12 protein-coding genes and 1 riboswitch are annotated in these 12,400 nt (G+C 66.4%); of the genes, 3 read left to right on the top strand and 9 right to left on the bottom strand.

Going from position 1 to position 12,400, the window contains the following annotated elements; all coding sequences use genetic code 11:
- Positions 1-8: 8 nt before the first annotated feature.
- The 8 genes from RAM80_RS22085 to RAM80_RS22050 form a co-directional block, all read right to left on the bottom strand.
- Positions 9-695, bottom strand: a complete 687-nt coding sequence (locus RAM80_RS22085; RefSeq protein ID WP_416422551.1) for an OmpA family protein — start codon at positions 693-695, stop codon at positions 9-11.
- 104 nt (positions 696-799) lie between these two features.
- Positions 800-1,444 (bottom strand): MBL fold metallo-hydrolase, encoded by a 645-nt coding sequence (locus tag RAM80_RS22080; protein WP_416422550.1) that lies wholly within the window; start codon positions 1,442-1,444, stop codon positions 800-802.
- A gap of 139 nt (positions 1,445-1,583) precedes the next feature.
- Positions 1,584-2,753: a phospholipase effector Tle1 domain-containing protein gene (locus RAM80_RS22075; RefSeq protein WP_416422549.1), complete on the bottom strand. Its 1,170-nt coding sequence runs from the start codon at positions 2,751-2,753 to the stop codon at positions 1,584-1,586.
- A gap of 126 nt (positions 2,754-2,879) precedes the next feature.
- On the bottom strand, positions 2,880-4,562 hold the full coding sequence (locus RAM80_RS22070) for a fatty acid--CoA ligase (RefSeq protein WP_416422548.1): 1,683 nt from the start codon (positions 4,560-4,562) through the stop codon (positions 2,880-2,882).
- A 126-nt stretch (positions 4,563-4,688) separates the two neighbouring features.
- Positions 4,689-5,318: a LysE family translocator gene (locus RAM80_RS22065; protein ID WP_416422547.1), complete on the bottom strand. Its 630-nt coding sequence runs from the start codon at positions 5,316-5,318 to the stop codon at positions 4,689-4,691.
- A gap of 177 nt (positions 5,319-5,495) precedes the next feature.
- Positions 5,496-6,842, bottom strand: a complete 1,347-nt coding sequence (locus RAM80_RS22060; RefSeq protein WP_416422546.1) for a glutamine synthetase family protein — start codon at positions 6,840-6,842, stop codon at positions 5,496-5,498.
- 22 nt (positions 6,843-6,864) lie between these two features.
- A complete protein-coding gene (locus tag RAM80_RS22055; RefSeq protein WP_416422545.1) occupies positions 6,865-7,422 on the bottom strand; it encodes a helix-turn-helix domain-containing protein in 558 nt (185 codons plus the stop codon).
- A gap of 12 nt (positions 7,423-7,434) precedes the next feature.
- Positions 7,435-8,724, bottom strand: coding sequence for an NAD(P)/FAD-dependent oxidoreductase (locus RAM80_RS22050; RefSeq protein ID WP_416422544.1), 1,290 nt, complete (start codon positions 8,722-8,724; stop codon positions 7,435-7,437).
- Between the two features lie 131 nt (positions 8,725-8,855).
- Here RAM80_RS22050 and RAM80_RS22045 point away from each other — a divergent pair, with 131 nt between their 5' ends.
- From RAM80_RS22045 to RAM80_RS22035, 3 genes are all read left to right on the top strand, one after another.
- Complete coding sequence (locus RAM80_RS22045) at positions 8,856-9,821, top strand: 2-hydroxyacid dehydrogenase (RefSeq protein ID WP_416422543.1); 966 nt, start codon at positions 8,856-8,858, stop codon at positions 9,819-9,821.
- Positions 9,822-9,871: 50 nt separating this feature from the next.
- Entirely contained in the window at positions 9,872-10,867 is a 996-nt protein-coding gene (locus tag RAM80_RS22040) for a methyltransferase (RefSeq protein ID WP_416422542.1), read from the top strand.
- Positions 10,868-10,910: 43 nt separating this feature from the next.
- Positions 10,911-11,032: riboswitch (yybP-ykoY riboswitch) on the top strand.
- Positions 11,033-11,121: 89 nt separating this feature from the next.
- Positions 11,122-11,709, top strand: coding sequence for a TMEM165/GDT1 family protein (locus tag RAM80_RS22035; protein ID WP_027979127.1), 588 nt, complete (start codon positions 11,122-11,124; stop codon positions 11,707-11,709).
- A gap of 59 nt (positions 11,710-11,768) precedes the next feature.
- Here the strand turns inward: RAM80_RS22035 and RAM80_RS22030 are convergent, their stop codons facing one another.
- Positions 11,769-12,389, bottom strand: a complete 621-nt coding sequence (locus RAM80_RS22030) for an SOS response-associated peptidase (RefSeq protein ID WP_416422541.1) — start codon at positions 12,387-12,389, stop codon at positions 11,769-11,771.
- Positions 12,390-12,400: the final 11 nt, after the last annotated feature.

Here is a 12,400-nt window from a genome sequence, read left to right as displayed (position 1 = left end):
TTTTTCATTTACTGCTGCTGGTACTGCGCACCCGGCAGCGGCTTGAGGTTGACCTCTACCCGGCGGTTCTGCGCACGGCCGTTGGCATCGGCGTTGCTGGCGATGGGCTGGTCAGGGCCGGCACCGCGTACCGACACGTGGGACGGGTCCACGCCCTGGGAGGTCAGGTAGGTGGCCACGCTCTGGGCACGGGCCTGGGACAGGTCCATGTTGTGCTGGCGGCTGCCGGTGCTGTCGGTGTAGCCGACGATCTCGATCAGGTTCTGGTTGTACTGCTTGAACGAACCAGCCAGGTTGTTCAGCGGCGAGTAGAAGCTTGGCGCGATCGACGACGAGTCGGTGGCGAAGGTGATGTTGCCCGGCATGATCAGCTTGATCTGGTCGCCTTCACGCTGTACCTGCACGCCAGTGTTGGCCATGGAGGCACGCAGGGCCTTCTCCTGCTTGTCGGCGTAGTAGCCATAACCGGCGCCGCCGGCACCGCCCAATGCCGCGCCGATCAGCGCGCCCTTGCCGCGGTTGTTGTGGTCGATGGCAGCACCTGCCACCGCGCCGGCCAGGGCGCCCAGGCCGCCGTAGGTGGCGGTCTTGTTCACGCCAGAACCCTGGCTCTGGTTGTCATACGGGTTGTTTTGCGAGGCACAGCCGGCCAGCAGGGCAACGGCGGTGGCAGCAATAATCAGGCGACGCGACATTTCAGGAAACTCCTGTACTTGCAGTGGTAAAACAGCGGCTGTTGACGAGCAGACTGCTGCGCCAATTAGACACCTTAAATGGTCAGAATTCCGTGAAGTAACATTCAGACACGAACAAATGGATTCTCGCGCATCTCGTCCCCCAGGCGCGTGTCCGGGCCGTGCCCGGTGACCACCGTGGCGTCTTCGTCCAGGCGGTACAAACGCTCCTTGATGGAACGAACGATAGTCCGTTGATCGCCGCCCCACAAATCCGTGCGGCCGATGCCACGGCGGAACAGCGTGTCCCCGGCGATCAGCAGCTTGGCGTCGGCGAACCAGAAACTCATCGACCCGGGCGTGTGCCCAGGCGTATGCAGCGCCACTCCGCAACCGCAGGCCAGCTCTTCGTCATCGCCCAGCCAGCGGTCCGGCGGCGGCACTGGCGTGTAGGGCACGCCGAACATCTGGCATTGCATCTCCAGGTTGTCCCACAGGAACTGGTCGTCCTTGTGCAGGTGCAGCGTGGCCCCGGTCTTCTCCTTCAACTGGCCCGAGGCCAGGAAGTGGTCCAGGTGTGCATGGGTGTGGATGATGCTCACCACCTTCAGGCCATGGGCGTCCAGGCGTGCCATGATCAGGTCGGGGTTGCCGCCCGGATCGACGACGATGGCCTTTTTGCTGATGGGGTCGCCGATGATGGTGCAGTTGCACTGCAGGGGGCCGACCGGGAAGGTTTCGCGGATCAACGTAGGGTGGGTAGCGTTCATGGCTCTTTCTGCTGCCGTTCGATGCCTGCATTCTACCCCGTACACCCCCACCCGTAGCAGCTGCCGAAGGCTGCGTCATAAGCCAAACGAAGTACGCGCCGCTCGTGACGCGGCCTGGCGGCCACTGCTACAGGCTGCGTCAGTAACGCCGCCGCACACGCCTGCCGTTGGCCGCCGGGGCATTGATATACAACGCCGTGGCCCCCGAGCGCGGCTGATTGCCTTGCACTATCGCCGGCGCGGTCCAGTGGGCCGAAAGGTGGATGTACTGGAGCCGCAACCATTCCTCCTCCACCCGCGACAGGGAAAAATAGCCGCGCAGGAAACCCTGGCACAGCGGTTCAAGCTCCGCCGGCAGCGCACTCGCCACTGGCGCCAGCGGCACCCCGCGGGCAACCGCCCATTCGCGCATGACGCGCAGGTAGACCTGGGACAATTCCCCGCGCACCTCGCGCTCCAGCTGCACGCCGGCATACACCCGCTGTTGCGCAGGCTGCTGACGGTCGAGCACCGGCGTCGGTGCCGGTGCCAGTACCTTGAGGCAGTCCGCTGGCCAGCCCCGGCTCAACCATCCCGCCCTGAGCCGTTGGGCCTCGCGATAAATCGAGGTCGCCTCGACCGCCGTGCCCGCCGCCACCGTCAGCGCCTGCATGCGCCCCACCAACAATTGCTCCCGCTCCAGCGCGAAATAGCCCCCACCGACGTCGGCATGCGCCCCCGGCACTTCGATTTCCACATGCCCGGCGCACACCTGGGCCAAGGGGAAATGCGCCCGGTGTTCGTCGCGCGCCACCAGGTGCACCACGTTGGCAAAGCGTGCCGGGTCCAGGTGCAGTTGCAGGTTCACGGGGCCCGCTACCGCCGCCACGGTGTCGAACAAGCCGATGAAGCCAACGCTGACGCCCGGCACCTGCAGCAGCAGGTTGGCGCAATGGCGCGCGGCCGCGGCACCGCGGCTGAAGCCGAACAGGTCGACGATTACCGGCTTGCCGGTTAGCTGCCGGATAGCATTCAGCCCTTGCTCGGCCCGCGCCAGCACGCCCGAACGCCCGCGCCCCAGGGCGCTGTCCAGCAGGCTGTCAGGCTGGCCGGCCTGGGTGCCGATGCCCGGGATATACAACGCTTTTACCCCCGGGCCGCTATACAGCTGGCTGAGCTTGAAGATGTTGGTGGGGGCCGTGGCATGGCTGCCGCTGCGGTTGGCCGGCGGGGTGTCAGCGCAAGGCGCATTGGCCGCGTTGTTGCCGGTGCCGTCGAAGAACAGCCCGACGCGGGTGACCTGCGCGAATGGGGAGGAAGAAGGTTCCATACATATCCTTTTGCGTGGCAAAAGACTGAATGTATGGAGGTGGCAGGAAGCCGGCTGCCAGCCGGTTCAGCACAGCGTGTAGGAGACCCGTAGCCGCTGCCAGCGGCAGCGGCTACGGGGCAGGCGTTACAGCGTGGACAGCAGGCTGCTGTTGCTGGCTTGCCACTCGGCGATGTCGAGGCGGATTTTCTTCTTGTCCAGCTTGCCGACGCTGGTCTTGGGAATTTCCGGCACCACGGCGATCTGGCTGGGGATGGCCCACTTGTTGATGTGGCCAAGCTCGACGAACGGCTGCAGGTGGTCCTTGAGGGCGCGGGCATCGGCGCTTTGGCCTTCGTGCACCACCAACAGCGCGAACGGCCGCTCGCCCCACTGGGCGTCGGCGATGCCGACCACGGCCACTTCCTTGACCGCCGGGTGACGACTTATCAGGTCTTCCAGCTCCAGCGACGACACCCACTCGCCGCCGGTCTTGATCACGTCCTTGATGCGGTCGCGAATGTCGATGGCGCCGTTGCCATCCAGGGTGGCCACATCACCGGTGTGCAGCCAGCCGCCCTTCCACAGCTCGGCGCCCTTCTCGGGCTCGCGGTAGTAGCCCATGGTCAGCCAGGGTGCGCGCAGCACTAGCTCGCCCTGGGTCTCGCCGTCGTGGGGAAGGAAGTTGCCGTCGGCGTCGATGATCGCCGGTTCCACCAGCGGCACCGGCACGCCGGCCTTGATGCGGTAGGTGGTGCGCTCGTCTTCCAGGCCCGCCAGCAGCTCTTCGTTGATGTGCGCGGCGGAAATCAGCGGGCAGGTCTCGGACATGCCGTAGGCGGCGGTCAGCTGGATGCCGCGACCCTTGGCGGCCTCGTACAGCGCGCGGTTCAGCGAGCTGCCGCCGATGATGATCTTCCAGCCGCCGAAGTCCTGGCCCTGGCCGGTCTTGCAGTTGAGCAGCATCTGCAGGATGGTCGGCACGCAGTGGGAGAACGAGACCTTCTCACGCTTCCACAGCTCCACCAGCATTTCCGGCTCGTAGCGGCCCGGGTAGACCTGCTTGATGCCCAGCATGGTGGCCACGTAGGGCACGCCCCAGGCATGCACGTGGAACATTGGCGTGATGGGCATGTAGACATCGTTGGTGCCCATGAAGCGGGTGCTGTCGAGGCTGCCGGTGACGGTGGCCAGGCTCAGGGTGTGCAGCACCAGCTGGCGGTGGGTGAAGTACACGCCCTTGGGGTTGCCGGTGGTACCGGTGGTGTAGAAGGTGGTGGCCACCGAATTCTCGTCGAAATCGGGGAAGTCGTATTTCGGACTGGCCGCGGCCAGCAGTTGCTCATACTCGCCCACCAGGTTGGGCAACTCGGCAGTCTTCTGCGCGCCGTCGGTCAGCAGCAGGGTCTTCTCGACGGTGGTCAGGTGCGGCGCAATGGCCTGGTACAGGCCGACGAAGTCGCTGTTGACCAGCACCAGCTTGTCCACCGCGTGGTTCATGGTGAACAGGATCTGCTCGGGGGAAAGCCGCACGTTGACGGTGTGCACCACCGCGCCAATCATCGGAATGGCGAACATGGCCTCCAGGTAGCGATGGCTGTCCCAGTCCATCACTGCCACGGTGTCGCCCGCCTTTACCCCCGCCTCGGTCAGCACGTTGGCCAGGCGCGCGATGCGCTCGGAGAGCGTTGCATAGCTATAGCGCAACTGATCCCGGTAGACAATCTCGCGGGTTTTCTCGTAACGGCTGCCCGACATCAGCAGCCGCTTGATCAACAGAGGGTATTGGTAAGCACCATCGGCCGGCGGAATAACGCGAGTCTGCATCATGAGGATCCCTATTCTGAGTGCAAATGCATGGCAAATACTTTCACACTTTAGACCCTGCGGGGCACAGCATAATCATTGGAAATTATTTCCGATGATGGCATCCAGCCTGCCATGCCCCCGGGGGCTTCAGTGCATTTCAGTCAGAGCAATTTTCACGCCCAGGGCGATCAATACCGCACCCATGCCACGGTCGAACCAGTGGCCCAGGCGGGCGAAGCCGTCGCGCACGCGCTGCTGGCTGAACAACATGGCCACCAGGCAGAACCAGGCCGCGGTGGCGAATGCCAGATATACACCATAGCCTGCCTGCACCAGCAAGGGGGTGTGGGGATTGATGACCACGGTGAACAGCGACAGGAAGAACAGCGTGGCCTTGGGGTTCAGGCCGTTGGTCATGAAACCTGCGACGTAGGCAGCCTTGGGGCTGCGCTGCTGCGGCTCGGCCTTGAAGGCCTCGGCGCCTGGCGCTGCGGGCTTGGCGCGAATGGCCTTGAAGCCGATGTACAGCAGGTAGGCGGCGGCCAGCCATTTCAGGGCGTTGAACAGCACGATGGACTGCGACACGATCAGGCCGATGCCCAGCAGCGAATAGCCCACGTGGAGGAAAATCGCCGAGCCCACGCCCAGGGCCGTCCAGGTGCCGGCGCGCCGGCCGTGGGTCACGCTTTCACGCACCACCACGGCGAAATCGGGGCCGGGGCTGGCGACGGCCAGCAGGTGAATCAGCGCAACGGTGAGAAATTCCGTCCAGTACATCAGGGGCCTCCAAGGGCTTTTGTCATAGGCAGTTACAAAACCCCGAAGATAACAAAAAACCCTTGTAGCCGCTGCCGCCAGGCTGCGCTGGCCTTTGTGTACACTGGAAATCTGCAGTGAGGCACAAGGCCAGCGCAGCCTGCGGCAGCGGCTACGCAGGGCGGGGCGGCGTGTTTTTCAGAGGAACCAGCGGTACTCGCGCGCGGCTATCTCGTTGAGGAACGCCAGGTGGTCCTGGCGCTTGTTTTCGCAATAAACCATGACAAATTCACTACCCAGCCCCTCGCGCACCGCGGCATGGCCCTGCATGTGGCGCACGGCGTCGAGCATGTCCTTGGGAAAGTCGATGCCGCTCTGGCGGTTTTCATTGAGCGGGGCGATGGGTTCCAGCCCCGCCTCCAGGCCGTGTTCCATGCCAGTGAGGATGGCCGCCAGCACCAGGTACGGGTTGGCGTCGGCCCCGGCCAGGCGGTGTTCGATGCGCAGGTTGCGGGGGTCGGACTCAGGGATGCGGATGCACGCGTCGCGGTCCTCGAAGCCCCAGCTGGCGCGGCTGGCGGCGTTGACCATGGCGCCGTAGCGGCGGAAGGCGTTGTGGTTGGCCGCGAAGATCGGCATGCAATGGGGTAGCAGCGCCAGGCAACCGGCCACCGCGTGGCGCAGCGGCCGCTGGTCATCGGCGGCCAGCAGGTTGTTGCCGGCGGCGTCGTAGAGGCTGACGTGCACGTGCATGCCGCTGCCGGGCGCGTGCAGGTAGGGTTTGCTCATGAAACTGGCGCGGTGCCCATGCTTGAGCGCCACGCCGCGGGTGCTGCGGGCGAACAACGCGGCCCAGTCGGCGGCGCGCAGGCCGTCGTCGCAGTGGGCGAAGTTGATCTCGAACTGGCCCGGGCCCAGTTCGGCGGTGATGACGTTGGCCTCCACCCCTTGCTGGTTGGCGGTCTCGACCATGTCATGGAGCACCGCGGCGTAGCGCGACAGGCGCTCGATGTGCATGTTGGGCTGGTCGTCTGCATCGCCGGTGCTGGCGTCGCGGGGGAATTGCGGCAGGCCGTCCTTCAGCGCGCGGTCGAACAGGTAGAACTCCAGCTCGAAGGCCACCACCGGGCGAATGCCCTTGCGCGCCAGGCGCTGCATCACCTGCGCCAGCACCTCGCGCGGTTCGAACTCGATAGGCGCGGCGGTGCCATCCGAGCTGATCAGCATCTGCCCCAGGGGCTGGCCTTCCCAGCTCACCGGCTTGAGGGTGCCGGGAATCAGCCGGCGCGGCGCGTCCGGGTCGCCGTCGTTGAAGCAGTAATCGCCAATGGCATGCAGCCCGCCCTGGGCGCCCAGCAGCACGCAGTTCTGCGGCAGCTTGAGGGGGCCACCGGCCGCGACCTTTTCCAGCATTTCCACCGGGTAACGCTTGCCGTAGAAGTGCCCGGGGATGTCCAGGGCAATCAGGTCGACGTAACGCACCTGCGGATGGCTGGCGCGGAAGGCGCGCACTTCACTGAGCAGGTCGGGGGTGGCGGGGCTCATCGTTTTTTATCCTTGTTATCGATCAGTTGAACACCCACAACACGCGGGTGGCTTGGTCGGTACGGTTGGCGTAGCGAAACTGGGCGTGGGGCGGCAGCTGGAAGCTGTCGTTGGCGTGCAGGGTCACCGGCTCGGCGTCGCCGTCCAGCCATACGGTCAGCTCGCCTTCGAGCACGAACCCACCCTGCTCGGAACTGTCGTTGAGGTGCCCGTCACCGCTGGTGGCGCCCGGCGCCAGGTGGCTTTCAAGCATGGAAAAGCCGCCGGCGATGGTCGGCGAGGCCAGCACGTCGGTGATGCCGCCGGCGTAGTACAGGGTGCGGCGGTCACTGGGGCGGGTAACCCACTGGCGCGCGCGCGGGCGCTCCGGCGCGTAGAAATAGGTAGTGGGCACGCCCAGCGCCTCGCTGATGGCGGTGAGGTCGGCCACCGTCGGGCGCGACAGCCCGCGCTCCACTTGGGACAGAAAGCCCACCGAGCGGTCGATGCGCTTGGCCAGCTCGCCCAGGGTGAGGTTCTTGTGCTTGCGGAGGTCGCGAATCAGGATCGCGAGGCTGTCGATTTCTGCCTGCATGTTCATGGGAGATGCCCGTCAAATTACGTCACGAAGCCGGTACCAGGCCTTGCCGGCGGCTTCCAGGGGGGCGGCCAGCCAGCGGCCACCGGGAAAGCGCGGATTGTCGAGCGCCTGGTACAGGCGCAGCAACCGCGCGTCGCCGCCGATGGCGTCGGTTACCGCCTTCGCTGCCGCCAGGGTGGGCAGCACGCCGTGGCCGGAGAAGCCCTGCAGCCAGTAGCACTGGCCATCGCGGCCGACGTCGGGGGTGCGTTTCATGCTGATGTCGATATGGCCGCCCCAGGCGTAGTCCAGCGCCACGCCCTTGAGCTGCGGGAACGCGCGCTCCAGGTACGGCCGGGTGGCCGTGGCGACGTCCTTGGGAATGCCGCCCAGGTAGGTGCAGCCGCCGCCGAACAGCAGGCGGTGGTCCGGGGTCAGGCGGAAATAGTCCGGCACGAACTGGTTGTCGATCACGCAGCTGTTGCGCGGCAGCAGCGACTGCGCCAACGCCGGGGCCAGCGGTTCGGTGGCCACCTGGTACGAGCCTACCGGCAGCACGCGGCTGGAAATGCTGCGGTCCAGGCCGTCCAGATAGGCGTTGCAGGCCAGCACCAGCACGTCGCAGCTGACTTCACCGTGCTCGGTGCGGGCGACGAACCCCTCGCCGTGACGGCGGTAACCCAGCACCTGGCTCTGTTCGAACAGGCGGCCGCCGGCCTGCTCGATGGCGGCGGCCAGGCCCTGGGCCAGTTTCAACGGGTTGAGGTGGGCGCCGCGCGGGTCGAGCAGCGCGGCCTTGTAGCGTGGGCTGTCGATCCACTGGGGCAACTCGTCGCGGTCGATGAAGCGCACCTGGTCGTCGCCCCACTTCTCGCGCGCCTCGCGCTGGGCGTCGCGCAGCTGCTGCACGCGGCTGTCGCGCACCGCCGCCCACAGGCTGCCCAGGCGGTAGTCGACGTCGAAACCATGGCGGCCGGGCAGCTCGCGCAATTCCTGGCTGGCCCAGACCATGCTGTCCCACAGCTCGCGCGCCCCGGCCAGGCCCAGCCCGCGCTCAAGCGGGGCCATGTCGCACGACCAGCCCAGCAGCGCCTGGCCGCCGTTGCGCCCGGACGCCGCCCACGCCAGGCGGCTGGCCTCCAGCACCACCACCCGCTGGCCACTCAGGGCCAGGCGCAGTGCCGTGTGCAGGCCACTGAAGCCGCCGCCGATGATCAGCACATCGGCCTCAAGTGTGCCTTCCAGGCGCGGGCGCAAGGGCAGCCCCTGGGGGTAGGTCTGGGCGTAATAGCTTTGCACGTGCTGCGCGGATTGTTTGAACATGGACCGGCCCGTGAATTTTTATTGGATAATTTTCATGAAAATCTAGCACTGAATTTTCACAAAGCAAATCCACCGGAAAATTCGTGTAGGATTTTTCCCGCGTGAAACCTACCTCACATGGAGTCCGACCGATGACCGATCTGCGCCGCGCCGTGTTTCTCGACTACAGCTCGCTGGACCTGGGCGACCTCGACCTAACCCCCCTGCACCAGGCCTTCAACCCGCTGGACCTGCACGGTTCCACCCGCCCCGCAGAAGTCATCGAACGCTGCCGCGACGCCCAGGTGATCATCACCAACAAGGTGGTGGTGGACGCCGAAACCATCGCCGCCTGCCCCGACCTGCAACTGATCCTGATCACCGCCACCGGCACCAACAACGTCGACCTGGCCGCCGCCCGCGCCCGCGGCATCGCCGTGTGCAACTGCCAGGGCTACGGCACGCCGTCGGTGGCCCAGCACACGCTGATGCTGTTGCTGGCCCTGGCCACCCGCCTGCCGGACTACCAGAAGGCTATCGCCGCCGGCCAATGGCAGCGCTCCAGCCAGTTCTGCCTGCTGGACTTCCCCATCGTCGAGCTGGAAGGCAAGACCCTGGGCCTGCTGGGCCACGGCGAGCTGGGGAGCGCGGTGGCGCGCCTGGCCGAGGCGTTCGGCATGCGCGTGCTGCTGGGGCAACTGCCCGGCCGGCCGCCGCGCGAAGACCGCCTGGCGCTGGCCGAGCTGCTGCCGCAGGTCGACGCGCTGACCCTGCACTGCCCCCTCAACGAGCACACCCGCAACATGATCGGCGCCGCCGAGCTGGCGCTGCTCAAGCCCGGCGCGTTCGTGGTCAACACCGCCCGTGGCGGCATGATCGACGAACAGGCGCTGGCCGATGCCCTGCGCGCCGGCCACCTGGGCGGCGCCGCCACCGACGTGCTCAGCGTGGAACCGCCGGTGCACGGCAACCCGCTGCTGGCCGACGACATCCCGCGGCTGATCGTGACCCCGCACAGCGCCTGGGGCAGCCGCGAGGCGCGGCAGCGCATCGTCAGCCAGGTGGTGGAAAACGCCACGGCGCATTTCAGCGGCACGCCGTTGCGCCAGGTCAACTGACCCCGGGCGGCTCTGGTAGAATCGCCGGTTTTTGACCAGGAGCCCCCACCATGGACCCGCGCAGTGAAGTGCTGCTTCGCCAGGCCGACTTGTTCCAGGGCCGCCTGCTGCTGGCAGGCCTGCCCGCCGACGACCTGCTCGGCACGCTGCCCGACGCCCACGGCTGGTGCTGGCACGCCGGCGACCACAATGCCCTGAACGCCCGCTTCGGTGCCCGCAGCCACTTCGGCACCGAGGCGCCGGCCGGCGACTTCGACGCCGCTGTGCTGTTCCTGCCCAAGTCCCGGGAGCTGGCCAACTACCTGCTCAACGCCCTGGCCTCGCGCCTGGGCGGCAAGCCGCTGTTCCTGGTAGGGGAAAAACGCGGTGGCATCGAAGGCGCGGCCAAGCAGTTGCAGGCGCTGGGCAAGCCACGCAAGCTGGACAGCGCCCGCCACTGCCAGCTGTGGCAGGTCAACATCGACACGGCGCCCGCCGCCATCGAGCTGCACAGCCTGGCCCAGCGCTACGAACTGCCCCTGGCCGACGGCCCGCTGACGGTCATCACCCTGCCCGGCGTGTTCAGCCACGGCCGCCTCGACCGCGGCACCGCGCTGCTGCTGGAGCACCTGGACGGCCTGCCGCGCGGCCACGTGCTGGACTTCGGCTGCGGCGCCGGCGTGGTGGGGGCCAGCCTCAAGCGTCGCTACCCCGACAGCCAGCTGACCCTGCTGGACGTGGACGCCTTCGCTGCGGCCAGTAGCCGCATGACCCTGGCGGCAAACGGCCTGGAAGGCGAGGTGATCACCGGCGACGGCATCGACGCGGCGCCCCTGTACCTGGACGCGATCGTCAGCAACCCGCCGTTCCACACCGGGGTGCACACCAACTACCAGGCCTCGGAAAACCTGCTGCGAAAATCGGCACAACATCTGAAAAAAGGCGGCGAACTGCGCATTGTTGCCAATAGCTTCCTACGCTACCAACCGCTCATCGAAGAGCACCTGGGCAGCTGCCACGTGCGCGCCGAAGGCCAGGGTTTCAAGATTTACCAGGCAACGCGCTGATTAAATTCTTCGCTTGCCCAAATGAAATTCCCTAGGCAGAATCCGCTCCGTCCTAGGGGAGTAGTCTCCCGCAAGCAAACAGCTTGCATGGCATGCGTCAACATACTTGGTCCACAGACCATGGCGCATGCGACCTCACAGCCTGCATCAGACAGGCTCAGGGTTTGACAAGACCTATGACACGCACACCTTACCCGGGGCGGGGAGGCTGTACGTGTCATAGCCGTGTCGACCCGCCCCCATAGGAAATCCTGATGCTGGAATCACTTCTTGTCCCTACCGCGATCGTTGCCCTGGCGGAGATCGGCGACAAGACCCAATTGCTCGCCTTGATCCTGGCTGCGCGCTTCCGCAAGCCATGGCCGATCATCGCCGGTATCGTCGCCGCCACCCTCGCCAACCATGCCGCCGCCGGCGCCGTGGGGGCCTGGTTCGGCAGTTTCTTCTCGGATGCAACGTTGCACTGGATCCTGGCCGCCAGCTTCACCGCCACCGCGCTGTGGACCCTGGTGCCCGACAAGATGGACGACGACGAGGCCAGCACCGCACGCAAGTTCGGGCCGTTCCTGACCACCCTGATCGCGTTCTTCCTGGCGGAAATCGGTGACAAGACCCAGGTCGCTACCGTGATGCTGGCGGCGCAATACCCGCACCTGCTGCTGGTGATCCTGGGTACCACCCTGGGCATGCTGCTGGCCAACGTGCCGGTGGTGCTGGCGGGCAACTTCGCCGCCGAGAAACTGCCGCTCACCCTGATTCGTCGCCTGGCGGCCTGTGCGTTCTTCGTGCTGGCGGTGGTGGCGGTGTACAAGGCCATGCAGGTCAGCGGCTGGGTGGGCTGACGATCCGGGTCGCCTGGTGACGCCGCCTTCGGCAGCTGCTACGGGTGGGGGCGCGTCATTTACGCCGGGGTCAAGCACTCCGGCGCATTGAGCTTCGGATCGTTCACCAGGTTGGCCAGCGGCCGCTCGCGCAAGGCGACGGGGTTGCTGGCCAGCAACGACTGCAGCGCCGGCAACGGCGTTGCGGGGTCCAGCCACGCTGCCTGCCCCGCGGCATCCAGAATCAACGGCCGGCGCTGGCTCATGGCCGCCTGGGTCACCACCGCGGTGCTCAGCCACACCTGCTCCTGCACCGGATACGCCTCCCACACCGCCGCGAAAAACAGCGAACTGCCCTCCCCTGGCGTCAGCCAGAACGGCCGCTTGCGCACCGTGCCACGCCATTCGTAGAAGCCGTTGGCCGGCAGCAGGCAGCGACGCAGGCGCAGCGCATCACGAAACATCGGCTGTTCGGCCAGGGTTTCGGCGCGGCCCTGGGCCGGGGTGCGCGACAGGTCGGTGAGCCACGGCGGGGTCAGCCCCCAGCGGGCGCGGTCCAGTTGCAAGCGGCCGTCGAGGTTGCGCTGCATCAGCACTGAATCGCCGGGGGAAATGTTCCATTGCGCCTGCTGGTCGGCAGGAAAGCCGGGCAAGGCGGCAAAGGCCGGCGACCAGCGAAACAGCGCATAACGTCCACACATGGGGCAACAAG

Source organism: Pseudomonas sp. App30, from assembly GCF_047947025.1.
In the GTDB taxonomy this organism is placed as follows: Bacteria; Pseudomonadota; Gammaproteobacteria; order Pseudomonadales; family Pseudomonadaceae; genus Aquipseudomonas.
Note: the sequence above shows the minus strand (reverse complement) of the source record. Positions and strands in the feature narration are given on the sequence as shown.